The sequence below is a fragment of the Sulfitobacter sp. 1A10359 genome (assembly GCF_043558145.1).
Lineage (GTDB): Bacteria > Pseudomonadota > Alphaproteobacteria > Rhodobacterales > Rhodobacteraceae > Sulfitobacter > Sulfitobacter faviae.
This window is the reverse complement of sequence record NZ_JBIFGB010000006.1, coordinates 1-26,702: the sequence shown is the minus strand read 5'-3', so window position 1 is coordinate 26,702 and position 26,702 is coordinate 1. Positions and strand designations below refer to the sequence as shown.

Genomic DNA, 26,702 nt, shown 5'->3' with positions numbered 1-26,702 from the left:
GCTCCTCCGATGAAACCTATCCGTCTTATGTCCGGCTTTTTCACTGTCGGGGTCTGGACCCTGCTGAGCCGCGTGCTCGGCTTCCTGCGCGAAGTGCTGCTGCTGTCACTCATCGGCCCCGGCCCGGTCATGGACGCTTTCGTCGCCGCCTTCCGCCTGCCCAATATGTTCCGCCGCTTCTTTGCCGAAGGCGCGTTCAACGCGGCCTTCGTGCCGATGTTCGCCAAAAAGCTGGAGGGGGAGGAAGGCGCCGGGACATTCGCCCGCGATGCCTTCAACGGCTTGTCGCTGGTGGTGCTGGCGCTGACCGCTTTGGGCATGATCTTCATGCCCGGCTTGGTCTGGCTGACCGCCGAAGGTTTCGTCGGAGACCCGCGCTTTGACATGACGGTCGCCTTTGGCCGCATCGCCTTTCCCTATATCCTCTGCATGTCGCTGTCGGCGCTGTTCTCAGGCATCCTCAACGCCACCGGACGCTTTGCCGTGGCCGCCGCAGCACCGGTGCTCTTGAACATCTTCGTCATCGCCGCCATGACCTTTGCCGCGCTTACCGGGGGCGAAGTGGCGCTTTGGCTGATCTGGTCGATCCCCGTCGCCGGTGTGGCACAGCTGGCGCTGACATGGCGCGCCGCGGCCCAAGCGGGTTTCCCGCTGCGCCCCTCCCGCCCGCGCTGGACCCCCGACATGCGCGCGATGATCGTCATCGCCCTGCCCGCTGCGCTGGCCTCGGGCGTGATGCAGATCAACCTCGTGGTCGGGCAATTGGTGGCCAGCCAATATGACAAGGCCGTCTCATGGCTCTTCGCCGCCGACCGCCTCTATCAACTACCCTTGGGCGTGGTGGGCATCGCCGTGGGCATCGTGCTGCTGCCCGACCTGTCGCGCCGCCTGCGGGCCGGAGACGACGCAGGTGCGCAAACCGCGCTGAGCCGCGCCGCCGAGATTTCGCTGGCCCTGACAATCCCCTCCTCGGTCGCGCTGATCGTGATCCCCTTCGCGCTGGTCACCGTGCTGTTCGAGCGCGGCGCCTCGGGCGTCGATGACACCGCCGCGATTGCCACGGCGGTAATGGTTTACGGCCTCGGCCTGCCCTCCTTCGTGCTGCAAAAGATCCTGCAACCAGTCTATTTCGCGCGCGAAGACACCCGCCGCCCCTTCCATTTCGCCGTGATCGCCATGGTGGTGAACGCGGCGCTCGCCGTCGGCCTTGCCCCCTTCATCGGCTGGATCGCCCCGGCGGTCGCCACGACGCTGGCAGGCTGGACGATGTTCGCCTGCCTCGCGATCGGCGCACGGCGCTTTGGCGATGCGGTAAAGTTCGACGCGCGCTTCCACAAACGCATCTGGCGCATCCTCATCGCCTCGGCCGCCATGGGCGTCGCGCTTTGGCTGGGCAATGCCGCGCTGCAACCGATGCTCGGCATGCCGTGGTGGCGCGGACTGGCGCTGGTGCTGCTGCTTGTGATCGCCGCGGTCAGCTACTTCGGTGTCGGCCAGCTGATCGGCGCATTCCGCCTGTCGGAGTTCAAATCGGCGATGCGGCGCGGTTAACGCTGCTGCAACCGCGCCCGCAGTCGCGTCCATTCCCCGGGCGCGACCAGAAAGCTCAGCCCGAAACCACAGATGAACCCGGCGAGCTCCGCCACCCAAAGAAAGCCAGTCTCGAAAAACATACCCCAGAACAGCTGGAGCCCCATCAGCAGCGCGATCAGCGTAAAGGCCTGATACTGCGGCCCGCCCGAACCCAGCAGCCGCCGCCACATCACGAAACTATAGCCACCGATCAGCCCGTAAACATTGGGATAGGCCCCGGCGAGCCAGACCGGATCGTTCAATAGCGCCCCATAAACAAGCGCCCCGCCAATGCCCGACAGCACGAAGATCACCACAAACGCCAATTGCCCCATCGCCTCGGCCACCAACTTGCCCAAGGCCAAAAGCAGCACCACGGCAAAGATCGCATGGGTAAAGCCCAGATGGATGAAGGGGTAAGTCACCACCCGCCAGATATGTTCGATCGGGTACTGGCCTGCGCCAATCATCGCGTCAAAGATCAGCCCCGAAAAACCAAAGTCGCGCACCAGCGCCAGCCGCCAGCCCACGGCAGCGGGGCCGCCCACCAGCCCGGCCTCGGCCAGAGAGAGCACCACCTCGACCCCGGCAATGGCCAGAAACAGAATGACAACCGCGGGCGGCAGCGGGTTCACGGGGGGCTGGAGGTCTGGGTCTTGCATGGGCGCTCCTTGACGGGGTTCGCGGCCAGAAGTAAGCCTGCCGCGCAAGACTTTCCAGCCCAGAGGTGCCTCCCGATGTCCGAGACCCAATTCACCCCGCGCGTGTTTTCCGGCATTCAGCCCTCGGGCGACCTGCATTTGGGCAACTACCTCGGCGCGCTGAAACGTTTCGCCGATGCGCAGGAAAAGGGCGTGCAATCGATCTACTGCATGGTTGACCTGCACGCGATCACAGTCTGGCAAGACCCGGCGGACCTGAAGAAAAGCACCCGCGAGCTCTGCGCCGGCTTCATCGCCTCGGGCATCGACCCTGAAAAATCCATCCTGATTAACCAAAGCCAAGTGCCTGAGCACGCGCAACTGGCTTGGGTCTTCAACTGCGTCGCGCGCATGGGCTGGATGGGCCGCATGACCCAGTGGAAGGACAAGGCCGGCAAAAACGCCGAAGCCGCCTCGCTGGGGCTTTTCGCCTACCCCGCGCTGATGGCCGCCGACATCCTGATCTACCACGCCACCCATGTGCCGGTGGGCGAGGACCAGAAACAGCACTTAGAGCTGACCCGCGACATCGCCGCGAAGTTCAACCACGACTACGGCGTCGACTTCTTCCCGCTCACCGAACCGGTGATCGAAGGCGCGGCCACCCGCGTCATGTCCCTGCGCGACGGGTCCAAGAAGATGTCAAAGTCCGACCCCTCGCCCGCGAGCCGCATTAACCTGACCGACGATGCCGACACGATCGCCAAGAAGTTCCGCAAGGCCAAGACCGACCCCGACGCCCTCCCGTCCGAGGCTGAGGGCCTGAAGGACCGCCCCGAGGCGCGCAACCTCGTGAACATCTACGCCGCCCTCAGCGACCAATCCGTCGATCAGGTGCTGGCGGAAGTCGGCGGCCAGCAATTCGGCACCTTCAAGCCTGCGCTGGCGGAACTGGCCGTCTCCAGAATGGGCCCGATCACCGCCGAAATGCAGCGCCTGATGGCCGATCCGGCCGAGATCGACCGCATCCTCGCCCGCGGTGCGGAACAAGCGCGCGAGATCACCGCCCCGATCCTCAAACGCACCTATGAGATCGTCGGCATGGTCGGCTAACCACCAAAACCCCTAGCGCCCCCCAAAGGCGCTAGGGCCACCCCAAGCCCTACGCTTTCCACCCAAAGCGCCCCCTTCCCCCCTTCATCCTTTCTCAAATACCAAATCCCGCACCCACCTCACGCGCCACCGCCCGCGTGAGCCCCCCGCGCCATGGACAATCCCGCCGCCCTACGCCACCTTCCCCGCAAGGATGAAGGGGAGCACAAGATGACCACAGGTTTTTTCTGGGACGAACGCTGCTTTTGGCACGCAGGGGGCAACTACGTCTTTACCATGCCGGTGGGCGGGCTGGTGCAGCCCCTCGCCGCCGGAGGCCTGCCGGAAAACCCCGAGACCAAGCGCCGGATGAAGAACCTGATGGAGGTGACCGGGCTCTTCGCCGAACTCGACACCCGCAGCGCTGCCCCCGCCAACCGGGAGGCCTTGGCGCGGGTGCATCCCGAAACCTATCTTGACGACTTCAAACGCCTTTCGGATGCGGGGGGTGGTGAGCTGGGCCATGCGGTGCCTTTCGCCCGTGGCGGCTATGAACTGGCCGCGCTCTCTGCCGGGCTGTCCATCGCCGCCGTCGATGCCGTGGCGCGGGGCAAGCTACAGAATGCCTATGCCCTCAGCCGCCCACCGGGGCACCACTGCCTGCCGGATCTGCCCAACGGTTTCTGCCTTCTCGCCAATATCGCCATCGCCATTGAGGCCGCGCAGGCCAAGGGGCTGGCAAAGCGCGTCATCGTGCTGGATTGGGACGTGCACCACGGCAACGGGACCGAGGCGATCTATTATGACCGCGATGACGTGCTGACCATCTCGCTCCACCAAGAGGGGAATTACCCCATCGACACCGGCGGCCTGAAGGATCGCGGACGCGGGGCGGGCGAAGGCTATAACATCAACCTGCCGATGCACGCAGGCTCGGGCCATACCGCCTATCTCCATGCGATGGACCGCGTGGTGATCCCGGCGATCGAAGCTTTCGCCCCCGACATGATCATCGTCGCCTGCGGCTATGACGCGGCGATCATCGACCCACTGGCACGGATGCAGGCCACCGCCGAAACCTTTGCCGAGATGACCAAACGCATTCGCAGCACCGCCGAGCGGCTTTGCGATGGCAAGCTGGTGCTGGTGCATGAGGGCGGCTATTCCGAGGCCTATGTCCCCTTCTGCGGTCATGCCACGATCGCCGCGCTGAGCGGCAGCGCAATCGACGCGCCGGCCCCGATGGCGCGGTCGCTCAACGCGCGCCAACCCTCGCCCGCCTTTGATGCCTTCCTCCGCCAGTCGATTGACGATATGGCGCAGCAACTGGACCTGTAAGAGACCCCGATGCCCGTAGCTGACCCTTCCGCCCTCGCCTTTTTGCAAAACCGCCGCTCGCGCCCGGCCAAGACACTGGGCCTGCCGGTGCCCGATGCCGAGGCCCTACGCCCGCTTCTGACCGCCGCCGCGCGCACGCCGGATCATGGCAAGTTGGAGCCTTGGCGTTTCGTGGTCATCGACCATGCCGCGATGGCGCGTTTGGCCGAGGTGGTCGAGACACGCGGCGCGGCGCTTGGCCTTGGGGCCGAAGAGATCGCCAAGGGGCGTGGCCAGTTCGATCAGGGCAACCTTGCCGTGGCGGTGATCGAGGTGCAAAAGCCCTCTCCCAAAATTCCGCCGCTGGAGCAGACCTATTCCGCCGGGGCGGTTTGCCTCGCGCTTCTGAATGCCGCCCTCGCCGCAGGCTGGGGCGCCAATTGGCTGAGCGGTTGGCCCGCCCATGACCGGGGCTTTATGGAAGAGGGTTTGGCCCTCGCCTCGCATGAGCGCATCGCGGGCATCATTCACATTGGCACCGAAACCACCGCGCCGCCGGAGCGTCCGCGCCCGGACATCGACGGGATCACCACATGGCTGTAAACGCGATCCTCAGGTCATTCACCCGGGCGCTTGGCCAATTGGGCGATGCGCGCTTTCGCAAGGTGGTGCTCTTGGGCGTGGGCCTGTCGCTGGCGCTGCTGATCGCGGCCACGGCGGGCTTTGCCTATCTGGTGGACTGGGTCACCCCCGAAGACGCTTGGCTGCCCGTGCTGGGAGAGGTCAACTGGCTCGACGATCTGCTGAGTTGGAGCGCGCTGATCCTGCTGATGGTCCTCTCGGTCTTCCTGATGGTGCCCGTGGCCTCGGCGATCACCTCGATGTTTCTGGATGAAGTGGCCGATGCGGTGGAAGAGGTGCACTACCCCCATCTGCCCCCCGCGAACCAAGTCAGCATGGGCGACGCCATCCGCGATACGGTCAATTTCATGGGCGTGCTGGTGGGGGCGAACCTGCTGGCGCTGGTGCTTTACCTGCTCTTCGCCCCAGCGGCGCTGTTTATCTTCTGGGGGCTGAACGGGTTTCTGCTGGGGCGGGAGTATTTCACCCTCGCCGCGCTGCGCCGCCACGGGCGGGACGAGACCAAGCGCCTGCGTCGCCGCCATGCGGGCACGATCTGGGTGGCCGGGGTGCTGATGGCGGTGCCGCTTTCGGTACCGCTGCTGAACCTGCTGATCCCGATCCTAGGCGCGGCGACCTTTACCCACCTGTACCATGCGTTGGTGCCGCATTCGGATGCAGCCAGCCTTCGATATCCGCCACGCTGATCCAGCCCGACAGGATGATCGTCGCGCTGATCGCCCAGATGATCGCGGCGACCAGCGTGGTCCACAGCGCCTTGCGGCCCAGATGATGCTGCTCGGGCGCGCCTGCATGGGTGCCCGGCACCACCGCGCCCGCGTCGCCTTGGGTTTGCACCCGGATCGGCAGGGCGATCAGGAATGTCATCGACCAGATGACGGCAAAGAGGACGAGCCCGGAAACGATACCCATGATCAGACCTCCTCAAGCTCGACGAGCGCGCCGTTGAAATCCTTGGGGTGCAGGAACAATACCGGCTTGCCATGGGCCCCGATCTTCGGCTCGCCCGAGCCCAAGACACGCGCGCCGGTGGATTTCAGGTGGTCCCGCGCGGCGAGGATGTCCTCGACCTCATAGCAGATGTGGTGGATGCCGCCTGCGGGGTTCTTTTCCAGAAAGCCGTTGATCGGGCTGTCTTCGCCCAAGGGGTGCAGCAATTCGATCTTGGTGTTCGGCAGTTCGATGAAGATCACGGTCACCCCGTGGTCCGGTTCGGCCTGCGGCGCGCCGACCTTGGCACCAAGCGCGTGGCGATACTGATCCGCCGCCGCTTCGAGATCCGGCACCGCGATGGCCACATGGTTAAGACGTCCGATCATCCTGAATGCTCCTCGTGATTTGCCAGCTTTATGCCCGCCGCCCCGGTAAACAACAATGCGTCACGTTAACGCGTCATTAGCCAACGCGGCGTAACGATGGCGCTGCAGTTGTTCTTGGAGGCGATGATGGACGATACCGACCCCTTTGAAAGACCGACCCTCACCCCCACGGCGGAGCGGCCTCTGCTAGGCCTTACCGTTCTGGTGGTCGAAGACAGCCGTTTCGCCTGTGAGGCGATGCGCCTGCTCTGCCTGCGCTCGGGCGCGCGGATCAGACGGGCGGACTGCCTGCGCTCGGCCCGGCGGCATTTGCAGGTCTACCGCCCCAGCGTGGCGCTGGTCGACCTTGGCCTGCCTGACGGCAGCGGGTTGGACCTGATTGCCGAACTCATGCAAAGCACACCGCGGGTCGAGGCGATCATCGCCATCTCTGGCGACAGCCATATGGAGCCTGACGCCCGCGCGGCGGGGGTGGATGGGTTCCTGTCCAAGCCGATCACCTCGCTGTCCTCCTTTCAGCAAGCCATCCTCGCCGCACTGTCCGACGACCGCCGCCCCCGGGGGCCGCGTATCCTGCCGGATGAGGATGTCACCCCCGACCGGATCGGTTTCCAAGATGACATTGCCCATATCGCTGACGTGCTGGGGGACGCGCCCGACAATCACACGCTGGATTACGTCGCGCAATTCCTGTGCGGGGTGGCCCGTTCGGCCAATGACCAACGTTTGGAAGAAGCTGCCCGCGCCTTGGCCCATAAACGTGCCCTGGGCCAACCTGCGGGGCCAGAGACCGCAGCCATCACCGGGATGATCCAGCACCGCCTTGCTGAAAAGCTGGCGATCTAGCCTGACGGGTTAAAGCGTCGGATCCCCCGCCACCCGGACAAGGCGGGTCAGATCGCCAAGCCGCTCTTTCTGCTGCCCCTGCCCGTCGAAATTGCCGGGGGCAAGCCAGACCTCGAACGCCTCTTTCAGCGCGGGCCATTCCGTGTCGATCGCGGCGAACCAAGCCGTGTCGCGGTTGCGTCCTTTGACGATGGCCGCCTGCCGAAAGACGCCCTCATAACTCAGCCCCAGACGCTGCGCCGCGCGGCGCGACGGACGGTTGAGCGCGTCGCACTTCCACTCGAACCTGCGATAGCCCGCCCCAAAGGCCCATTGCATCATCAGGAATATCGCCTCGGTCGCCGCCGGGGTGCGCTGAAGCGCGGGGCTGAAGTTGATATGGCCCACTTCGATACTGCCCGCCTCGGGCTTGATCCGCAGGAAGCTCGCCACGCCCAGCCATTGATCCCGGGCGCGGTCTTTCACCGCCATAAAATAGGGATCGGCCTTTCCCGCATTGTCGCGCACCCAACGGTGGTACTGCGCCGCCGACGAGAATGGCCCGTAGGGGAGATAATCCCAAACGTGATCCTCCCCCAGATAGGCGGGATAGAGCAGCGCCGCGTGTTTCTCGGCCGAAAGCGGTTCCAACACTACATGACGGCCGGTGAGCACCTCACCCGCCGGGCGCGGCGGCTCGGACCAATTCTCAACAAGGGGCCCAACGGGGCGCGGGTCAGATTTACTGTTCATGGAAAAGTTATGCACCGGCGTTTTCGAGCCGCCAAGCTGAATAAACTTGAAATAATCGCATCAGACCCCAGTCTCAGCCTCCAAGCTACACATTGATGCCACAATCAGCCTTCAGCATCGTCGCAACCGCAAAGGCCCGGGAGGGTGAGATGAGCCAGCACACCAAGGACAGCGCGACAGCCGCAAAGCCGGTCGACTGGATCGTTGTGGGCGCGAATGCGCTTGGGCTGGTGGTCGTCGCATTGGCAGCATTTCACGCGCAAACCGGCGGGCTGTTCCAAGAGGTTGCCAGCCAAGCGGCGCAGGGCACGGTCTTCTAAGGCGGGAACCTGCCGGTGGCTGCGGCGTTAGCCACAGGTAACACCAAAGGATTTTCCCATGCCCTCCATCTATGACGCGATCAAAGAAGATCATGATGAACACCGCGCCCTGCTGAACACCATTGCCGATACCGCAGGCGACAGCGCCGAGCGCCGCAAAGCTTGGGACCGCTTTTACCATGATGTGAAATCCCACGCCGCCGCCGAGGAAGAGACCTTTTATTCCACACTAATGTCCGAGACATGGGGCCAAGATCACGCCCGTCATTCGGTGCATGAGCACCAACAGCTCGACGACATCATGGAGGAATTGCGCGAAACCGATATGTCCTCGTCGGCTTGGCTGACTCGTTTCAAGCAGCTCAAGCACGATTACGAGCATCACATGGATGAGGAAGAAGACGAGCTTTTCACCCGCGCGAAAAAGGTTATCGGCGAGGAACAGAACGAGGCCTTCGGCGACAAGTTCCTGAAGCGTAAGGAAAAGGAAGCCAAACTCATCGAGGAAAAGCGCGAAGACAGCCTTGAGGATTGACCCAAGCCGCTCTTCCCTGCTAGATGTGTTCCCTTAACGTTCTTGTGGATATCCAGCCCCGCCGGGCAGGTTGCGGTTGCAAGAAAGCCCGAGGGAACGCAATATATTGGATATGAGCGATAATCCATCACAAGACCTACGCGACTTTCTGGGCAAAGACCGGTTTGGATGCGTCATGGCGGACCCGCCGTGGCGCTTTACCAACCGCACCGGAAAGGTCGCGCCCGAGCATAAGCGCTTGGCCCGTTATCCCACGATGACGGTTGAGGATATCTGCGCCCTGCCCGTGGCCGATCACCTCGAAGACCGCGCGCATTGCTACATGTGGGTGCCAAATGCCCTCCTGCCCGAAGGGTTGCAGGTGCTCAAGGCTTGGGGGTTTGAGTATAAATCCAACATCATCTGGCACAAAATCCGCAAGGATGGCGGCAGTGATGGGCGCGGCGTGGGGTTTTACTTCCGCAATGTGACCGAGATTTTGCTTTTCGGCGTGCGTGGTAAGAACGTGCGCACGCTCGACGCCGGGCGGCGGCAGGTGAACATGCTGCAAACCCGCAAGCGCGAGCATTCGCGCAAGCCGGATGAGCAATATGACCTGATCGAAAGCTGCTCTTGGGGCCCCTACCTCGAACTCTTTGGGCGTGGGGTACGAGAGGGTTGGACCGTTTGGGGCAATCAGGCCGAGGCGGATTACAAGCCCGATTGGAAGACCTACAGCTACAATTCCAGTGTCGCGGCTGAGTAATCTGGCGCGGCGCATTGACGACGCGGTTTTCGACGACGAAAGGCTTGTCGAAGACCTGCTGCCCGTCGATCTGCGCGACCGCTATTCCGTCACCAGCTACCGCAGCGCCGCCGCCGTGCTGCAACAGCGCGCGCCCGAGGAACTGGCCGCGATCATCCGCGTGCTGCGCCAATTCACCATCAGCCGCGATGAAATCCGCGCGCCGGGGGGCAACCGCATGTCGGCCACCACCCGTTTCGCGCAATATGCGGCAGCCGAGAATTTCCACGAAGAGGTGCGCATCAAGGCCGACCTGCTGGTGCAGCTCACCGCGGGCAAGGGCGACAGCGCGCCCGAAGTCGACCGCATCATCCGCGAAGACTTCATCCACAATCATATGGTCGATTTCTGGCGTGGCCGGGTGGCGTTCGACTATGAGTGGAACAGCAAGGACCAGACCTACGACCGCGACCTATACGCCTTTCGCAGCTTCTTCGAAGCGGGGGTGATCGACGTGGGCGTCATCGTGACGCGCGAACTGTCGAACGACTTTTTCAAATCGCTCGGCAATTGCTTGGACAAATTCGGCAATGAGACCGACAAGACCGTCAGCGCGAAATTCGGGGCCAGCACCACCGGCACCCACAAGCTGATCAGCCGCATCGCCGCCGGGCGCAGCGGCGGCTGCCCGGTTCTGGTGCTGGGCATCCTACCGGGCAATATCACCCCCGACTGAGCCGGGGGCGAGACTTCATTCAGACAGGATCACTCCTGCGGAATGACCCGCAGCCCCAGTTCCATCAGCTGATCGCTGCTGGGCTCGGAGGGGGCGTTCATCATCAGGTCTTCGGCACGCTGGTTCATCGGGAAGAGGATGACTTCGCGGATGTTCTGCTCTTCGGCCAGCAGCATGACGATACGGTCGATGCCCGCAGCACAGCCACCGTGGGGCGGGGCGCCGTATTGGAAGGCGTTGACCATGCCGCCGAAACGTTTGCGCACCTCGTCTTCGCCGTAGCCCGCGATTTCAAAGGCTTTGAACATGATCTCGGGCTTGTGGTTCCGGATCGCGCCCGAAACCAGTTCGTAGCCGTTGCAGGCGAGGTCATACTGGTAGCCCAGCACCTTGAGCGGATCACCCTCCAGCGCCTTCATCCCGCCTTGGGGCATGGAGAAGGGGTTGTGTTCGAAGTCGATCTTGCCGGTCTCTTCGTCGCGCTCGTAAATCGGAAAATCCACGATCCATGCAAAGGCGAAACGCTCTTTGTCGGTGAGGTTCAACTCCTCGCCGATGACGTTACGCGCGCGGCCTGCGACGGCCTCGAAGCTCTTCGGCTTGCCGCCGAGGAAGAAGGCCGCATCGCCGACGCCCAGACCCAACTGCTGGCGGATCGCTTCGGTGCGCTCGGGCCCGATGTTCTTGGCCAGCGGGCCTGCCGCCTCCATTCCGTTGCCCTGATCGCGCCAGAAGATATAGCCCATGCCGGGCAACCCTTCTTTCTGCGCGAAGGCGTTCATGCGGTCGCAGAACTTTCGGCTGCCGCCTGTGGGCGCGGGAATGGCGCGGATTTCGGTGCCCTCTTGCTCAAGCAGCTTGGCAAAGATCGCGAAGCCGGAATCGCGGAAGTGCTCGCTCACCACCTGCATCTTGATCGGATTGCGCAGGTCGGGCTTGTCGGAGCCATACCACAGCGCGGCATCCTTATAGGAAATCTGCTCCCAAGTCTCGTCGACCTTCTTGCCGCCGCCGAACTCTTCGAAGATGCCTGCGATCACCGGCTGGATCGTGTCGAAGACGTCCTGCTGCGTGACAAAGGACATCTCCATGTCGAGCTGGTAAAAATCGGTGGGCGAGCGGTCGGCGCGCGGGTCTTCGTCGCGGAAGCAGGGCGCGATCTGGAAGTATTTGTCAAAGCCCGAGACCATGAGCAGCTGTTTGAACTGCTGCGGCGCCTGCGGCAGGGCGTAGAACTTGCCCGGATGCAGACGCGACGGCACGAGGAAGTCGCGCGCGCCCTCGGGGGAGGAGGCGGTGATGATCGGCGTCTGGAACTCGCGGAAGTTCTGATCCCACATGCGCTTGCGGATCGAGGCCACCACGTCAGAGCGCAGCGCCATGTTCTTTTGCATCTTCTCCCGGCGCAGGTCGAGGTAGCGATAGCGCAGACGCGTCTCCTCGGGGTATTCCTGATCGCCGAAGACCTGAAGCGGCAGTTCCGCGGCAGAACCCAAGATTTCGATGTCGCGCGCGTAGACTTCGATCTCGCCCGTGGGCAACTTGGGGTTCACAAGGCTCTCGTCCCGCGCCTTTACGGTGCCATCAATGCGCACGCACCATTCCGCACGGACCTTTTCCATCTCGGCGAAGGCCGGGCTGTCAGGGTCGCAGATGACCTGAGTGATCCCGTAATGGTCGCGCAGGTCCAAAAACAGCACACCGCCGTGGTCCCGCACCCGGTGCACCCAGCCGGACAGGCGCACGGTGTCACCCTTGTTCTCAAGGCTCAGATCGGCACAGGTATGGCTGCGATAGGCGTGCATGATGGTCCCTTCCTAGGGCTATTTCAGGTTTCGCGCAGGTACACCGTTTGACGGTCGGGAAGTCAAGACTTTGCTGCCACGCGCCCCCACAATAATAGGAGGTTTCCGCGCCTAAACCCCCATCCGGAGTCCTGCGCGATCCCGTTTTGAGGGGTCAGCTAGAGCGCAAGCGCATCCAAAAGCTGCTCTCGTTTCGCTTCGGACTTTGGGATCGATTGGGTGATCCGGCCACGCTGCATGACGTGGAAATGATCCGCGTTGTTATAGGCAAAATCGAAGTTCTGCTCGACCAGCACGATGGCCAACTCCCCCCGATCCCGCAGAAGCCGGATCGTGCGGCCAATCATCTGGATGATATTGGGCTGAATCCCCTCGGTGGGTTCGTCCAACAGCAGCACGCTGGGCCGCGCGATGAGTGCGCGGGCAATGGAAAGCTGCTGTTGTTGCCCGCCCGAAAGGTCGCCCCCGCGCCGGGTCTTCATCTCAGCGAGGACGGGGAAGAGATCGAAAATGTCGTCCGGGATCCTGCGCTCGGACTTGGGCAGGCAGGCAAAGCCCGTCTCAAGGTTCTCTTGCACAGTCATCAGTGGAAAAATCTCACGCCCCTGCGGCACATATCCGACGCCCGCCTTGGCCGAGAGTGCCGCACGTCCCGGCTGCAACTCCTCCCCATTAAGCCTGATCCGCCCGCCCGAAAAAGGGTGCCGCCCGGCGATGGCCTTCAGCAGGCTGGTCTTACCGACCCCGTTCGTGCCGGTCACGCAGGTCACCTGCCCCACGGGCGCGTTCAACGTGATTTCGTGCAGGATTTGGGATTGCCCGTATTTCAGGCTCAGGTTCTCAATCTCCAGCATCGGTGCGCCCCAAATAAACGTCAATTACAGTCTGATTGTTGGTCACATGATCCAGTGACCCTTCGGCGAGCACCGATCCTTCGTGCAATACGGTCACCTTGCAGTTCAGCCGCCGCACGAACTCCATATCATGCTCCACCACGATAACCGCGCGGGTCTCGGCCGCCCTCTTCAGGATGTCGGTGGTGTGCTCGCGCTCATGCGCGGTCATGCCCGCGGCGGGCTCATCCACCAGCAGCAGGCGCGGCGATTGCGCAAGCAGCATCCCGATCTCCAGCCATTGTTTTTGCCCGTGGCTCAACTCTCCGGCAGGGCGGAAGAGATGGGCGGTCAGGTTGATCTCATCGGCGATCTGTTCCAGCCGCGCCGCCCCCTCGGCACTCTTGCGATAGAACAAGACCGAGAAGGTGCCCCGCGGGTTCTTGAGCGCCATGGCAAGGTTTTCGCGCACGCTTTGCGCCTCGAAAACCGTGGGCTTTTGAAACTTCCGCCCGATCCCCAGCATGGCGATCTGGTTTTCCGACAGGCCGATGAGCGAGCGGCTGTCTTCGCCGAAACGAATATAGCCCTCATCCGGCTTCGTCTTGCCGGTGATGATATCCATGAAGGTGGTTTTGCCCGCCCCATTGGGGCCGATGACGGCGCGCAACTCCGGCTCCCCGATCTGGAGGCTGAGGTTCTTGATCGCCTGAAATCCGTCAAAGGATTTCGAGATTCCGGACATTTCCAAAAGAGAAGTCATGACTTGCGCACCAGTTTGTCAAAGAGGCCGCCGATGCCCTTGGGCGCAAACAGCGTGATAAGTACGAAGCTCAGGCCAAGCAGCACCAGCCACCAGTCGACCCAATGGATCGTATAGACCCCCAGATCGATGCTGGGCGCGCCGCCCCCCGTGAACCAACTGGACAGGAGCGAGACCACCGCCGCCCCGATGACCGCCCCGTAAAGCCGGCCTCGCCCGCCAATGGCGACCCAGACCGCGAGATAGATCGAGGCGATGGGCGCGATCTCAGCCGGGTTGATGATGCCCGCCTGAGGGTAATAGAGCGCGCCTGCGATGCCTGCGACGATGGCGGTGATGGTAAAGACGAAGAGCTTATAGCTTTCCACATGATAGCCGAGGAAGCGGACGCGCGATTCATCGTCGCGGATGGCTTGGATGATATTGCCCAGCTTGCTGTCGGTGATCCAAGCGAAGAACAGATAGCCCAATGCGAGCGCCAAGGCGGAGGCGAGGAAGAAGACGATGGACACCATGTCTTGCCCGCTGTCGGCGAAGCCGGGGATGTTTTGCAGGCCCGACAGGCCGTTGTTGCCCCGCAGCCCGCTGTCGTTCTGGAAGAGGTAAAGCGCCAGCGCCAGTGTCATCGCTTGGGTTAGGATCGACAGGTAGACCCCATTGACGCGGCTGCGGAACGCAAGCCAGCCAAAGATCAGCGCCAGCGCGCCGGGGATCAGCACGACGAAGGCCAATTGAATCCACAGACTGTCCGCAAAGGCCCAGATCAGCGGAAAGTCGGATGAGCCGACAACGCCGAAAATCTGGTTTCCGATGGCGTCCGATATCTCCTGCGGCGTGGGCGGGATGGTCTGACCGGCGAGGCTGTCGGCCACGATGATTTCGGTGCGCGCATACATGAGCCACATCCCGATGGCGTAGCCCCCGATCCCGAAAAAGGCGAAATGCCCAAGGCTGAGGATACCGCAATAGCCCCAGACCACATCCATCGCGATGGCCACGAGGCACAGGCAAAGGGTTTTGCCCAGCGTCTTGACGAAAGAGGTCGAGACAAGCCCGGTGCCCACCGCTTCGGACATCACCGTGACAAGGGCCGTGAACAGGCCCAGCGCGGCGAGGAAGTAGAGAACCGAAGGATTGCGCCCGATGAAGGAACTGCGTTGGCTGTGCGTCTGGGTCATGGCTCAATCCGCCGCTGCCCGGCCTTTGGGGGCGACAATGCCCTTGGGCCGGAATTGAATGAACAGGATGATGAAAAGGATCATGTAGGTCTGGGCCGCCAGCGTATTGGAGGGGTTCAACCACTCGATCCCCTTTTGCAGGAAACCGATCAGACCGGCGCCCGCCAGCGTGCCGAAGACCGACCCGACACCGCCCACCACGACGGTCATGAAGCTTTGCACGATGTAATTCGTGCCCATCTCGGAGGTGACCTGCGCATAAAGCCCGATGCCGACGCCCGCGACCCCGGCGATGCCGGAGCCCAGCCCGAAGGTCATCATGTTGATGCGGTCCGGGTTGATCCCCATTGAGGCCGCCATGCCGGGGTTCTGCGTCACCGCGCGCACCTCCAAGCCAAGGCGCGTACGCTTGAGAATATACAGCAGCAAGAACAGAAAGATCAGCGCCAGCACGAAAATGGCGATGCGGATGAAACTGATCTGAACCACATCCGAAATCACCAGCGCCCCGCGCAGCCATTCGGGCGATGTCAGCGGGCGGGCCTGCGTGCCAAAGATGTTCTTGGCGATCTGCTGCAGGGCGATCGAGATGCCGAAGGTCGCCAAGAGGGTTTCAAGCGGGCGATGGTAGAGATGGCGGATCACCAGCCGCTCCATCGCGACGCCCGCGCCAAAGGTCACGGCAAAGGCCAGCGGCAGCGCGATCAGAAGCGACATCGTGTAGTCGGGGATGACGAGTTGCACGACATAGCCCGTATAGGCGCCCATCATGATGAACTCGCCATGGGCCATATTGATGACCCCCATCTGCCCAAAGGTGATCGCGAGCCCAATCGCGGCGAGGAAATAGATCGAGGCCAGCGAAAGACCGTCGAGTGTCAAATCCAACGTCTGCGCCCAGCCAACCCGCGTTTCGACCGCGTCGAGCGTGGCGCGGGCCGCGTCGGTGATCGCGGCGTCCTCCTCTGCGTAGCGCTCATAGAAGACCGCGTTCTGCAGAGCGGTATCGATATCATCCTGCGTCACCAGAGGCGGCACGCTGCCTACCTCGGCAAGCGCGCGATAGGCATCCACCCGGCGCGCCGGGTCATCCAATTGCGCCAGAGGGACGCCGCCCACGCGGCCATCGACGATCTTGGCTTCCAGCGCCGCGCGTATCTCGCCGTGTGGCACGATCCCAGGGGCGAGGCCCGCCTCCACCAGCGTCTCATAGCTTGCTAAGGGTGCTGCCATTGGATCAAGAATGCGGGCGATGTTGCCCTCGGGCTGCTGTTCGGCCACGCCGGTCTTGGCCGAGAGGATCTGGCTCAGCACCGCCCGCGCTTCGAGGGAGGTGTCAGAGGAAAGGCTTTCAATCGCGCGAATGCGCTCATCAGCCGCCTGCCCAAAGCGCGCGGTCAGGAAATTGGCCAATTGCGCCTTCCGGGCGCGCAGGGCGGGATCATCCTCTCCATCAAGTGAGGCCACGAGCGGGCCAAGCTGGCTGGCATCGCTGCGGCGCGCGATGCTTTCAAGCGCGGCGCGGCGGCGCGCAGGATCGGGATCGGACAGTTGAAACTGCACCAAGGCCGTGCCGATGACCCGCCGCACGCCGCCATTGGGGCGCAATTGGCTGAACCCATCCGAGGGCGCAGTGGCCTCTTCGCCCGTATCTATGTCGCGCAGCGCGAGCGTATCATCCGCCTCGGCCCCAAAGTAGAACAGGCCCGAGGTATCGTCTTGCCAGACGTTCCGCTCGGCCCATTGCTCCAGAAAGGCTGGCACCTGCGGCAGGCCCGAGGCCACCAGATCGTCCAATAGGACACCGACCGATTTACGCGAGGGTTTGATCACCTCTGCTTCGTGGGTCTGCAAAAGGGACTGGAGGTCCTGAGCGGATGCAAAACCGACAGAGGCCAGCAAGCACATCAGGCTGAGCAGCATTCGAACCATGAGGTATGGGGCTTTCGGAGAGGGAGTGGTCAAAACGGATGCCGGGCACGGCTGAAAACGCGCCCGGCGCTTGGGTTCAGTAGTTCGAAGTCAACTGAACGCAGGTCTCGGTCTCTTTGTTGTACATGCCGCATTCGAGGTCTTTCCAGTCGGAGACCAGAACCGCCGATTCAGGCAGGAAATCCGTCCATGCATCGCCCGGCACTTCTTCGGTCTGGCTGATGATGTCGAATTGGCCGTCTTCGGTGATTTCACCGATCAACACAGGCTTGGCGAGGTGGTGATTGGGCAGCATGACAGCTGTCCCGCCGGTGAGGTTCGGGAATTCCTGCCCATACATCGCCACACGCACCGCATCCACATCGGTGGTGCCCGCTTCGGTGACCGCGTTTACCCACATGTTGAAGCCGATGTAATGCGCCTCCATCGGGTCATTGGTTACCCGGTCTTCGCCCATCGCCTCTTTCCAAGCGGCGACCCATTCGTCATTTTGCTCGGATTCAGCCGATTGGAAGTAGTTCCAAGCCGCGAGATGGCCCACGAGGTCAGCGGTATCGAGGCCCGAAAGCTCTTCTTCCCCGACCGAGAAGGCGACGACCGGAATGTCATCGGCAGAGATGCCCGCCGCGGCCAGTTCTTTGTAGAAGCCGATATTCGCATCGCCATTGATGGTTGAGATCACGCCCACCTGCGAGCCATCCGCGCCCAGTTCGACTACATCCGACACGATCGTGGACCAGTCGGAATGGCCGAAAGGCGTATAGTTGACGAAGATGTTCTCTTCGGGAATGCCCTTATCCAGCAGATATTGCTCAAGAATGTTGTTGGTGGTTCTGGGATAGACATAGTCAGTGCCCAGCAGCGCGAATTTCTCGACGCCCAGTTCCTCAAGGAAATAATCGGTGGCCGGAATCGCCTGCTGGTTCGGGGCCGCACCGGTGTAGAACACATTGCGCGAGCTTTCCTCGCCCTCATATTGGACGGGGTAGAACATCAGGCCGTTCAGCTCTTCCAGAACGGGCAGCGCGGATTTGCGCGAGACCGAGGTCCAAGAGCCAAAGATGACATCCACCTCCGAGACGGTGAGAAGCTCACGCGCCTTTTCTGCGAACAGCGGCCAGTCGGAAGCCGGGTCAACGACGACCGCTTCGATCTCACATCCCAGCAAGCCGCCCGCGGCGTTCTGCTGCGCGATCAAAAGCTCCATCGTGTCTTTCAATGTCGTCTCGGAAATGGCCATCGTCCCCGAGAGGGAGTGCAGCACGCCAACCTTGATCGGATCGTCGCAGGCTGCAGCGGCGGCTGAACCTGCGAGCAGAAGGGCAGCGGTCGCCGTGACTGTGCGTTTGGTGGAAAATTTCATGACGGTATCCCCGTTTGGTGTGCGGAAAAGCAAAGACGCGATGATGCCTCTTCCACACAGCGTTTATTGTTATCGCGCGCGGATGCCCCCTTGCCGGACAACTCCCTTGGCGCCGCCCCATAGCGAGGCCTCTGCAGCCTCAATTTCAGGGCGCGTTGGAACAAGCCCTAACCCAAGGTCGCTTTCTGCGGCGCAGCAACAACGCCCTTCGATTGGGCGGTTTGAGGTGGACCTGCCAAAATTTAGGCGCTGAGCGCATGGATTTGGCAAGCTCGGGGCACCGGCCTACGGGTTGCACCTCATATTGTGATGTTATAACGTTTCTGAAATAATCCATAGCAGAGCCCGCAAACCATGCCCGCCACCGACAAACGCATTCCCGTCACCCTGCTGACCGGCTTCCTCGGCGCGGGGAAAACCACGCTGCTCAATCACATCGTCGCAAGCGAAGAGGCTCCCAAAATCGCAGTCGTCGTGAATGAATTCGGCGAGGCCGGGCTTGACCACGATCTGATCGAAACCGCCGACGAAGAGGTCATTCTCATGCAATCGGGCTGTCTGTGCTGCTCGATCAGGGGGGATCTGTCGCGGACGCTGCAAGACCTCAAGCGCCGCAGGCAGACGTGGCGCGTGCAATTCGACCGCGTTGTGATCGAGACGACGGGGCTGGCCGATCCCGGCCCCATTCTCCAGACCTTTTTGGCCGATCCCTATCTGGCCCGCAAATTCCGCGTGGACGGGGTTGTGACGGTCGTCGATGCCGCGAATGGGCCGGACACGCTGGATCAGCAGTTCGAAGCCGTCTCGCAGGTGGCGATGGCCGATCTGCTGGTGCTCAGCAAATCCGACTTGGTGACCCAGCAAGCGCTTGCCGCCTTTGAAGGCAGGCTGCGCGACCTCAATCAAACGGCGCGCATCATCAAGGCCGAACGCGGGCTTATCCCGGTTGCATCGCTCTGGGGGCTCAGCGGTATGCGGCGGGCGGTTGATGCGAGCAACGTTATGGAATGGCTCACGCCCGTCGAAAAGTCCGATCCGCTTGACAACCTCTCGGGCTTCGCCGCGCCCACGGCATCCGCCCCCATGATGCAAACCCACCAACATGATGCGCGGATCGGGTCGGCCTCCATCGTTCTAGACGCACCGATCCCGGCCGAGGCTTTCGACCTTTGGCTCGACACGCTGGTCAGGCTGCGCGGGTCCGATCTTTTGCGGGTCAAAGGCATCGTGCATCTGGAAGACGTCCCCATCCCCTTTGTCTTTCACGGCGTGCAGCATCTTTTCGATCCGCCCGTCCCCCTGCGCGACTGGCCAAAGGACGACCGGCAGTCCCGCATTGTCGTCATCGCCCGCGATATGACCAACCCCGAACTGAACCGGAGCCTCGATATGCTACGCGCCCGGCGCGATGGGCCGGAGCGACAGGCGGGATAGCAGCTTGACCCGGCATGGCTCTTCGGCCACAGATCATGGCGATGGTTTCCAGCCGCCGCAGCGGCGTCTGGGATGAAAAGGGAATACGGTAAGGCAAGCAGCGCGCGCCGAAACCGTAACTGCCCCCGCAACTGTGAGCGGTGAGCGACCCCGGCAAAACCACTGAGCTTTAGGCTTGGGAAGGTTCGGGCGAGCGTCGATCCGCGAGTCAGGAGACCTGCCATCACCGGCACCGAGAGGGCCGTAATTGCAACTCAACCCAGACGGGGTGTCTGGTTAGGAGAACATGATGGCGACAGGGAAACTCCCTTGCTGTAGAACATGGCTGCTCGATCCCCCGCGCGATCGCGGAGGGCGACATGGATACGCATCAAAACCACAGGATTACGGTTTGCACCTCATGCAAACACAAGGGCAAGGATTGCCGGCCGGGCTTTGACCTAATCCAGAGGCTGAGCGCCGCAATCGCGGCAGCCGGCGCGGCGATCCCTGAGGGTTTCGAGATCGCGGGCGTGGCCTGTATGGCGGGCTGCGACCGCCCCTGCACGGTGGCCTATCACGCCAGCAAAAAGGCGACCTACCTCTTTGGCGACATCGACCCTGACGAAGACATCGACGACCTTGTGGCCTTCGCCCAGCGTTATGCCACATTGAATGACGGCTGGTGCTCTTCGCTGGACCGCCCCGGCAAACTGCGCAAATCCACCCTTGCGCGGGTGCCCGCGGCGATGATCGAGCTGAAACCCAGCCACCTGCGCGTCTCATGAGAGCCGCCGACCTTGCAGTAAAGGATGTAAGCTGGGCGCCGGGAAAATCGGGCCAGCCGGTTCTGCACCCTACGTCCTTTACCGTCGCAGCGGGCGGCGTTCTGGGCGTGTTGGGGCCGAATGGCGCGGGCAAATCCACCCTTTTACGTCTGCTCTACCGTTTTCAACCGCCCCAAACGGGATCGATCCATGTGGGCGGGCAGGATATTTGGTCCCTCTCCGCCCGTGCCGCCGCGCGGCGCATCGCCGCTGTCTTGCAAGAACAGACGCCGTCCTTTGGGCTGACGGTCTTGGAGATCGTCCGCCTTGGCCGCACGCCTCATCGCGCGGCGTTTTCGTCATCCAGCCGCAAGGACGAGCAGATCATCGACCGCGTCTTGGACCGGCTCAGCCTGCACCCCCTCGCCCACCGCGATGTCGGCACCCTTTCGGGCGGGGAAAGGCAGCGCGTCATGGTCGCCCGCGCCTTGGCGCAGGAGCCGCAGGTCTTGGTCCTGGATGAGCCGACCAACCACCTCGATATACGCCACCAGCTTGAAATCGTGTCCCTGATCCGCGGATTGAACATGACCATCGTCGTCTCGCTTCATGATCTCAATATGGCCGATGGCATCTGTGACGAGGTGCTGGTGCTGAAAGACGGCTATCCGCAGGGCTTCGGCCCGCCAAATACGGTTCTGACCGATGATCTCGTCTCAAGAACATTTCGCGTCGACGCGCAGCGCGAGCGGCTCACCCCCAGCGGCGCGGCGCATTTCTCTTTTGCCCTTCCAGATTGAAACGGAAAACTCTTATGAAACTTACTCTCACCACTCTCGCCGCCCTGATGATCGCCGGATCGGCCTTCGCCCAGACCACCGTGCAAAGCTGCGACCGCGAAGTCACCTTCGATCACCCACCCCAAGCCGCGGTCGCCAATGACGTGAACCTGCTTGAGATGATGCTGGTGCTCGGCCTCGCAGACCGCATGGTGGGCTATACCGGCATCTCGGGCTGGAACAAACTGGACCAAGAGATGACCGCAGGTGTCGCAGCGCTGCCGGAACTGTCGTCGAAATACCCCTCGCGGGAGGTGCTGATCGGGGCGGATGCAGACTTCTTCTTTGCCGGTTGGAACTACGGCATGAAGGTCGGCGGCGAAGTGACGCCAGAAACGCTCGCCCCCTTCGGCATTCAAGTCTATGAACTCACCGAAAGCTGCATCCATATCGGTCAAAAAGCCCCATCCTCGATGGAGGATATGTATAACGACATGCGCAATCTCGGCACGATCTTCGACGTCTCGGATCGCGCGGAAAGTTTGATCGAAGGCTACCAAGCTGAACTCGACGCATTCCTAGCGGCGCTGCCCCCGCTTGAGACCGCCCCCCGCGTCTTTGTCTATGACAGCGGCGAAGATGTGCCCTTCACCGCCGGGGCCTATGCCATGCCAAACGCCTTGATCGAGGCCGCGGGGGGCACGAACATCATGAACGACCTTGAGAAAAGCTGGGCCACCGTCGGTTGGGAGGCCGTGGTCGCGCGCGATCCCGAAGTCATCGTGATCGTCAATTATGGCGAAGTCACCGCCGATCAAAAGCGCGCTTTCATGATGGAGAACCCCGCCTTCGCCGACATCGATGCCGTGCGCAACGACCGTTTCGTCGTGCTGGAATATGTCGAGGCCACACCCGGCCCGCGCAACATCGAAGCGGTCAAAACCCTCGCCACCGCGTTTCGGGGCAGTGAGCATTCATGACGTTTAAACCGCGATCGATAGCGCCTCGGAAACCCACGCGGGGGGTGTGGATCACTTGCCTGTTCGGCATCGCAATCCTGCTGGCATCGCTGTCGATTGCGGTGAGCGTGGGGGCCGTCGTGGTCCCCGTCAAAACCGTCTGGGGAATCTTGGCCAACAAGGCCGCCCCCGGCGCCGTGGCCGTGGACTGGTCCGGCGGGCGGGAGGCCATCGTCTGGAACATCCGCCTGCCGAGGGCCATCCTCGCCTGTCTCGTCGGCGCGGGATTGGCGATCGTCGGCGCAAGCCTTCAGGCCGTCACCCGCAATCCGCTAGCAGACCCGCATCTGCTGGGCATCTCGGCAGGCGGCGCATTCGGCGCCATTCTGGCCCTGCTGCACACGGGGCTGTTCCTCGGAGGGCTGACCGTCCCCCTGCTCGCCTTCCTCGGCTCGCTGGGTGCGATCTTGATCGTTCTCGCCGTCACGCAATTCGCAGCCGCCACCAGCGCCGACCGGCTGGTCTTGGCCGGCGTCGCCGTGTCCTTCATCGTCATGTCCGCCGCCAATGTGCTGATCTTCCTTGGCGATCCACGGGCCACACATACGGTGGTGTTCTGGATGCTCGGCGGCCTCGGCTTGGCGGGATGGAACCAACTCATCTACCCCGCCGTGATCCTACTGGGTTGCGGCGCCTATCTCTGGCTCAGGTCAGGCCATCTGAACGCCATGACCGTCGGCGATGAAACCGCCACCACCCTCGGCATCCCCGTGGCGCGTTTCCGGCTCACGATCTTCGTCATTGGCGCCCTGATCACGGGGGTCATGGTCGCTTTCTCAGGCGTGATCGGCTTCGTCGGCCTGATGATCCCCCACATCGTGCGCCTCTTGGTCGGCGGCGACTACCGCCGCCTGCTCCCTATCTCAGCCCTATGCGGCGCCGTGTTCCTCTTATGGGCGGACATCGTGGCCAGAACCATCATGGCCCCCGACGATATGCCCATCGGCATCGTTACGGGACTGATCGGCGGCGTGTTTTTCGTTTGGCTGCTGCGGGGGCAGATACGGTGAGGCGCATTACAATGGGAGACGCTCGAACCGGGCGCTGAACCGCTGACCCGCCCCTGTGCTAAACTCTCTTCCCTTCTACCGACGCAAATAGTCTTCTTCGCAAAGCTGGCGGAACACGAATTTGAACAGGGATAGAGCAAGGGGACATCCCCCCAAATGCAGAAAGACCCGCCGGGAGGGCGGGTCTTTCTGAAAGCGATACTTCGCGAATATTGGTTGCGGGAGAGGGAGTTGGACTTCAGCGAACTTTCTTGACTGTGAAATGATAATCAGTCCGCTGTGGTGTTTCGCCCGTCATCAGTTTTGTGGGTGGCCGCTTTCGCCGCTGCGGACTTGGCCGCTTCTTCCTCTTCCTTCCACTGATCTACCTGCTCCTGCGCGCGCTCCGCCACGCCTTCAGGTGCTTTCGCGTGTTTGAACATCCTGCGGCGGTTCGTGGCAGAAGCAAAACAGCCCAGCTCAAAGAACATCTCTTCGATCTGATCGGGCGCTTCTTCTTCCAGCCAGTCGATCCACGCGTCGAAGGTTTCAGCGATAGCAAGGCGGGCCTCGCGCTGGACCTTATCCTCTTTGCGGGCCTGTTTTCCGGCGATATTGCCGATTGAGATCATCGCTTTCTCCATGCGGGCCTGCATGGCCGGCGACATCTCGAACTTCGCGTTTTGGGTTGCACGGGCGGGTTTGCGGGACAGTGATTTCTTCATGTGTAATGCTCCAAATTTTGGTTTGCGATTTCACCAATGCTTTAGGCTTTCCGCCCGCCGCAACCGGCTTACAAATTATTTGGTTATGCAAATTTTTGCCCAATTGCCGTTCGGAATGGAAAATTTTAGATTTCGGCATAAGCCTTTGATATTGAACGTTTCATTTTTGAAGTACGCTGCTTTATCTTTCTGGTGAAATGTTTTCGCGCATTTCTGCGTGCGTCAGCGGCTGTCATTGCTTCCGGATATTGGCCCTCCAAAACGGCCCTTCGTGGTGGGGTCCAGCTTCATGATCCGTGCCGAAAGCTTGCGCCGCACCTTGGCTATTCTCGCGCGCATCCCTTCGGGCAACTGCTGACCAATCTCGACTATGACATCATCCGCTGCTTTGATCTCGGCAACCTCCTTTACCACCTGCGCGCGCGCATTGTGCTCGGCCTCTGCTGCCGCCTTACCGCGAAGGCGCTTCATCGCCATCCGGTAGGCCTTGCGCGCGATAGCAAAGCCGAGAGAGGATTTGCGCACAGGCGTTAGCGCCGGGGTCTTTTTTGACTGCTGCGCCGACGCTGCTGGCTGTCCGTTTTCGTCGATCCCGCCGGCTGCAACCGCCTCACCAAACGCAATGATCTCGTCCGCCTGCTCCTCGCGTTCGGAGACCTCACGTTGACGCGTTTCCAGTGCAGCCTCTTTTTCCGCAAGCTTGCGTTCCTGCTCTGCTCGCCAGACTGCCGGGCGCACGTGCCGCGGGCTGGCGGGTGGCTTTCTTCCGTCGTTCAGCGCATCACGGATGGCCTGTTTGTGCCGCTGGCCCCGTGTCAGCCCGATCTCGCTGAACCATCCGCCAACACTGTCTTGCGCCGCCTCATAATCCTTGATGAGCGGATGGACCGAGGGTTGCAGCACACGGCATTCGGTCCCGTACTTTTTCACCGTTGCGCGTGGCATGATCACCGCGTGGATGTGATAGGCTTGCTCATCAAGATCGGCACGGGCGTGGATCACATCGTCGCCGAAGTTCTCTTGCAACCAAGCAACTGCCCGCTCCTCGAATAGCTCTTCCTTCGAAGTGCTGAACTCAACATCGCTGCTTTCGGTTTGCTCGAACCACTCCTTGTTCGCAGTGAGGATGAGCTCGCGCATCGGTCCGTGACGCGATGCCCGCCATGGGTCGCGTGGGCCCTCGATACGGCGCTTCTCGATCTCCTTGCGCCGTTTGCGGCGGTCCAGGTCGGCGAGTTCTGCGGCGAAAGTTTCAAACTTCATCAGCTTGATTTCCGCCTGCGCTTCCTCGGCCCAGCTGTGCGTGCCGATCAGCAAACGCGGCTTTGGTTTATCTCGGTCGATGTGCCCCAGATCGCCACCTTTGCGATAACGGTGCGCCTCGTAGCCACCGATATCACTGGGGTCCATGCCTTCGAAACGCAGGACGATCGGGTGTTTCTTGCTCGCCATTTTTGATCTCCAGAGGTTGAGATCAGAAAATGGGTCGATGTTCTGGCCGACCGGAGAAATCAGTTTGAAAAGCGAGTGAATGGAGGTGCAGGGAGATTACTCACTAAACAGCCCGCACTCCGGCGCCTATGGCACCTCTGTTCGGCCTGCCGTTCGCCCGGGGCACTGCCCCAGAACCCCGCCCGCCGGGGGCGCTTATGCAGCGGGCACTCCTACGCGGAGGGCGGCAAGGTCATCGTTCCGCACTCCCCTTGCATCCCCTGCTCTTGGGGGAGCGTCGTTCCGCACTCCTCCCCCAAACCCCCGCCTGCTCGCAGGGGCCGTGCTTTACGCACCTGCCCCCCCGTGTGCGCCCCTCAAAACACGAGCTCCATGGCAGCTCCAACTTTTCCGGCAGTTAGACCTGAAGCAAAAGTTTCAGCCAGCTTCTGCTTGGGACACCTAAGAGGCGTGACAGACCAAGTCAGGCAACTTCGGAAATTCCTGCAAGGCCTACGCTGTATGCAAAAATTTACTACGTTCCGCTCAAATAAACACAGCCGCTCACGATACGAGCGTTTGGGGTTCGCATAGCCAAACAAGGGAACGCGGCTCTGCGGGGTGTCGAATCTGTTTACGCTACAGTTCGCTCCCCTTAGGTCTTCGGCGGGTCCAAAGTTATAGCACCCCATCCAGCTTGCTTGAGCCGCTTTTCAAAAGAATGTATGTTTATCTTTTTAGGCTAGGATAAAGGCCTCTTTGGCCTCTATCGTCAATTTTTCAAAGGTGAATTTAATGGAGCTCATGAATCAGCCCTTTTCGGGGCAGCTTGGAAACCGACTGATAGAATTGCTCGAATCTAAAAATTACCACACTTTGAATATTGCAGTTGCATTTGCAAAAAATAGTGGGGTTCTCAGAATTAAAAGTGCTTTAGAAACCTTCCGCGCTCAGGGCGGGGAAGTAAATATATTTGTGGGCGTCGACCTGGGCGGAACTTCTTATGAAGCACTTACTGCATTGCGGCAGCTTGCCAGCTCCTTGAACGTAGTGCACTCTGAAACAGGCCAGACTTTCCATTCAAAGATTTACCAGTTCTTGGGGAAGAACAGCGGCCTAATAGTGGTTGGATCACACAATTTAACCGGGGGCTGTGGCAGGTCATGCCGGTCTTTGCCGATCTGGCAGAGCTGAACCAATGGCTTGAAGACCGCTGTATCGCCCTTTGG

Annotated in this window: 28 protein-coding genes and 1 riboswitch; of the genes, 16 read left to right on the top strand and 12 right to left on the bottom strand. The window is 61.7% G+C overall.

Going from position 1 to position 26,702, the window contains the following annotated elements; translation table 11 throughout:
- The first annotated feature begins 9 nt into the window (after positions 1-9).
- The gene (murJ, locus tag ACGYK2_RS13410; RefSeq protein ID WP_271688936.1) at positions 10-1,551 is read left to right on the top strand and encodes a murein biosynthesis integral membrane protein MurJ; all 1,542 of its coding nucleotides are present in this window, start codon (positions 10-12) and stop codon (positions 1,549-1,551) included.
- Here murJ and ACGYK2_RS13405 read toward each other — a convergent pair.
- The gene (locus tag ACGYK2_RS13405; protein ID WP_271688935.1) at positions 1,548-2,234 is read right to left on the bottom strand and encodes a rhomboid family intramembrane serine protease; all 687 of its coding nucleotides are present in this window, start codon (positions 2,232-2,234) and stop codon (positions 1,548-1,550) included. The two genes, murJ and ACGYK2_RS13405, sit on opposite strands and share 4 nt — an antisense overlap.
- Positions 2,235-2,309: 75 nt before the next feature.
- On the opposite strand from ACGYK2_RS13405, the gene trpS reads away from it, so the two are divergent.
- From trpS to ACGYK2_RS13385, 4 genes are all read left to right on the top strand, one after another.
- A complete protein-coding gene (trpS, locus tag ACGYK2_RS13400) occupies positions 2,310-3,326 on the top strand; it encodes a tryptophan--tRNA ligase (protein ID WP_209217007.1) in 1,017 nt (338 codons plus the stop codon).
- Between the two features lie 210 nt (positions 3,327-3,536).
- Positions 3,537-4,643 carry a class II histone deacetylase gene (locus tag ACGYK2_RS13395; RefSeq protein WP_271688932.1) on the top strand — a complete coding sequence of 369 codons (1,107 nt, stop codon included), beginning with the start codon at positions 3,537-3,539 and terminating at the stop codon, positions 4,641-4,643.
- Positions 4,644-4,652: 9 nt separating this feature from the next.
- Positions 4,653-5,225, top strand: a complete 573-nt coding sequence (locus ACGYK2_RS13390; protein ID WP_271688930.1) for a nitroreductase family protein — start codon at positions 4,653-4,655, stop codon at positions 5,223-5,225.
- A complete protein-coding gene (locus ACGYK2_RS13385; protein WP_271688929.1) occupies positions 5,216-5,950 on the top strand; it encodes an EI24 domain-containing protein in 735 nt (244 codons plus the stop codon). Before ACGYK2_RS13390 ends, ACGYK2_RS13385 begins: the two co-directional genes overlap by 10 nt.
- Here ACGYK2_RS13385 and ACGYK2_RS13380 read toward each other — a convergent pair.
- Positions 5,883-6,176, bottom strand: a complete 294-nt coding sequence (locus ACGYK2_RS13380; RefSeq protein ID WP_271688928.1) for a DUF1467 family protein — start codon at positions 6,174-6,176, stop codon at positions 5,883-5,885. The two genes, ACGYK2_RS13385 and ACGYK2_RS13380, sit on opposite strands and share 68 nt — an antisense overlap.
- A gap of 2 nt (positions 6,177-6,178) precedes the next feature.
- The gene (mce, locus tag ACGYK2_RS13375; protein WP_067261515.1) at positions 6,179-6,583 is read right to left on the bottom strand and encodes a methylmalonyl-CoA epimerase; all 405 of its coding nucleotides are present in this window, start codon (positions 6,581-6,583) and stop codon (positions 6,179-6,181) included.
- A gap of 126 nt (positions 6,584-6,709) precedes the next feature.
- Between mce and ACGYK2_RS13370 the strand changes: the two genes are divergently transcribed.
- Complete coding sequence (locus ACGYK2_RS13370) at positions 6,710-7,429, top strand: response regulator (RefSeq protein WP_271689918.1); 720 nt, start codon at positions 6,710-6,712, stop codon at positions 7,427-7,429.
- 9 nt (positions 7,430-7,438) lie between these two features.
- On the opposite strand, the gene ACGYK2_RS13365 is transcribed toward ACGYK2_RS13370, so the two are convergent.
- Positions 7,439-8,161, bottom strand: coding sequence for a GNAT family N-acetyltransferase (locus tag ACGYK2_RS13365; protein ID WP_271688926.1), 723 nt, complete (start codon positions 8,159-8,161; stop codon positions 7,439-7,441).
- 149 nt (positions 8,162-8,310) lie between these two features.
- Between ACGYK2_RS13365 and ACGYK2_RS13360 the strand changes: the two genes are divergently transcribed.
- The 4 genes from ACGYK2_RS13360 to ACGYK2_RS13345 all read left to right on the top strand — a co-directional run bounded on the left by ACGYK2_RS13360 (position 8,311) and on the right by ACGYK2_RS13345 (position 10,476).
- Positions 8,311-8,481, top strand: coding sequence for a hypothetical protein (locus tag ACGYK2_RS13360; RefSeq protein WP_271688925.1), 171 nt, complete (start codon positions 8,311-8,313; stop codon positions 8,479-8,481).
- A gap of 58 nt (positions 8,482-8,539) precedes the next feature.
- The gene (locus ACGYK2_RS13355) at positions 8,540-9,016 is read left to right on the top strand and encodes a hemerythrin domain-containing protein (RefSeq protein ID WP_271688923.1); all 477 of its coding nucleotides are present in this window, start codon (positions 8,540-8,542) and stop codon (positions 9,014-9,016) included.
- A 112-nt stretch (positions 9,017-9,128) separates the two neighbouring features.
- Positions 9,129-9,761: an MT-A70 family methyltransferase gene (locus ACGYK2_RS13350; protein ID WP_067261508.1), complete on the top strand. Its 633-nt coding sequence runs from the start codon at positions 9,129-9,131 to the stop codon at positions 9,759-9,761.
- Positions 9,745-10,476, top strand: a complete 732-nt coding sequence (locus ACGYK2_RS13345; protein WP_271688922.1) for a BglII/BstYI family type II restriction endonuclease — start codon at positions 9,745-9,747, stop codon at positions 10,474-10,476. The genes ACGYK2_RS13350 and ACGYK2_RS13345 overlap by 17 nt, the downstream gene beginning before the upstream one ends.
- A gap of 29 nt (positions 10,477-10,505) precedes the next feature.
- Here ACGYK2_RS13345 and aspS read toward each other — a convergent pair whose 3' ends face one another.
- From aspS to urtA, 6 genes are all read right to left on the bottom strand, one after another.
- Positions 10,506-12,281, bottom strand: a complete 1,776-nt coding sequence (gene aspS, locus ACGYK2_RS13340; protein WP_271688920.1) for an aspartate--tRNA ligase — start codon at positions 12,279-12,281, stop codon at positions 10,506-10,508.
- A 158-nt stretch (positions 12,282-12,439) separates the two neighbouring features.
- Complete coding sequence (gene urtE / locus ACGYK2_RS13335) at positions 12,440-13,135, bottom strand: urea ABC transporter ATP-binding subunit UrtE (protein ID WP_271688919.1); 696 nt, start codon at positions 13,133-13,135, stop codon at positions 12,440-12,442.
- Positions 13,122-13,877, bottom strand: a complete 756-nt coding sequence (gene urtD / locus ACGYK2_RS13330) for an urea ABC transporter ATP-binding protein UrtD (RefSeq protein ID WP_271688918.1) — start codon at positions 13,875-13,877, stop codon at positions 13,122-13,124. Before urtD ends, urtE begins: the two co-directional genes overlap by 14 nt.
- Positions 13,874-15,055, bottom strand: coding sequence for an urea ABC transporter permease subunit UrtC (gene urtC / locus ACGYK2_RS13325; protein ID WP_271688917.1), 1,182 nt, complete (start codon positions 15,053-15,055; stop codon positions 13,874-13,876). Before urtC ends, urtD begins: the two co-directional genes overlap by 4 nt.
- A gap of 3 nt (positions 15,056-15,058) precedes the next feature.
- Positions 15,059-16,987: an urea ABC transporter permease subunit UrtB gene (urtB, locus tag ACGYK2_RS13320; RefSeq protein ID WP_271688916.1), complete on the bottom strand. Its 1,929-nt coding sequence runs from the start codon at positions 16,985-16,987 to the stop codon at positions 15,059-15,061.
- A 76-nt stretch (positions 16,988-17,063) separates the two neighbouring features.
- Complete coding sequence (gene urtA, locus ACGYK2_RS13315; RefSeq protein ID WP_271688915.1) at positions 17,064-18,350, bottom strand: urea ABC transporter substrate-binding protein; 1,287 nt, start codon at positions 18,348-18,350, stop codon at positions 17,064-17,066.
- A gap of 354 nt (positions 18,351-18,704) precedes the next feature.
- Here urtA and ACGYK2_RS13310 point away from each other — a divergent pair, with 354 nt between their 5' ends.
- The 5 genes from ACGYK2_RS13310 (at position 18,705) to ACGYK2_RS13290 (ending at position 23,338) form a co-directional block, all read left to right on the top strand.
- On the top strand, positions 18,705-19,784 hold the full coding sequence (locus tag ACGYK2_RS13310) for a GTP-binding protein (RefSeq protein WP_271688914.1): 1,080 nt from the start codon (positions 18,705-18,707) through the stop codon (positions 19,782-19,784).
- 25 nt (positions 19,785-19,809) lie between these two features.
- Positions 19,810-20,024, top strand: a riboswitch (cobalamin riboswitch).
- A 119-nt stretch (positions 20,025-20,143) separates the two neighbouring features.
- A complete protein-coding gene (locus ACGYK2_RS13305) occupies positions 20,144-20,551 on the top strand; it encodes a DUF1636 domain-containing protein (protein WP_271688913.1) in 408 nt (135 codons plus the stop codon).
- Positions 20,548-21,330 (top strand): ABC transporter ATP-binding protein, encoded by a 783-nt coding sequence (locus tag ACGYK2_RS13300; RefSeq protein ID WP_271688912.1) that lies wholly within the window; start codon positions 20,548-20,550, stop codon positions 21,328-21,330. The genes ACGYK2_RS13305 and ACGYK2_RS13300 overlap by 4 nt, the downstream gene beginning before the upstream one ends.
- A gap of 14 nt (positions 21,331-21,344) precedes the next feature.
- Positions 21,345-22,289: an ABC transporter substrate-binding protein gene (locus tag ACGYK2_RS13295; RefSeq protein ID WP_271688911.1), complete on the top strand. Its 945-nt coding sequence runs from the start codon at positions 21,345-21,347 to the stop codon at positions 22,287-22,289.
- A gap of 44 nt (positions 22,290-22,333) precedes the next feature.
- Positions 22,334-23,338 carry a FecCD family ABC transporter permease gene (locus ACGYK2_RS13290; RefSeq protein WP_394374315.1) on the top strand — a complete coding sequence of 335 codons (1,005 nt, stop codon included), beginning with the start codon at positions 22,334-22,336 and terminating at the stop codon, positions 23,336-23,338.
- Positions 23,339-23,607: 269 nt separating this feature from the next.
- On the opposite strand, the gene ACGYK2_RS13285 is transcribed toward ACGYK2_RS13290, so the two are convergent.
- Both ACGYK2_RS13285 and ACGYK2_RS13280 read right to left on the bottom strand, forming a co-directional pair.
- On the bottom strand, positions 23,608-24,042 hold the full coding sequence (locus tag ACGYK2_RS13285) for a hypothetical protein (protein WP_394374314.1): 435 nt from the start codon (positions 24,040-24,042) through the stop codon (positions 23,608-23,610).
- 222 nt (positions 24,043-24,264) lie between these two features.
- Positions 24,265-25,494, bottom strand: a complete 1,230-nt coding sequence (locus ACGYK2_RS13280; RefSeq protein WP_394374313.1) for a plasmid recombination protein — start codon at positions 25,492-25,494, stop codon at positions 24,265-24,267.
- Between the two features lie 774 nt (positions 25,495-26,268).
- On the opposite strand from ACGYK2_RS13280, the gene ACGYK2_RS13275 reads away from it, so the two are divergent.
- A complete protein-coding gene (locus ACGYK2_RS13275) occupies positions 26,269-26,667 on the top strand; it encodes a hypothetical protein (RefSeq protein ID WP_394374312.1) in 399 nt (132 codons plus the stop codon).
- Positions 26,668-26,702: the final 35 nt, after the last annotated feature.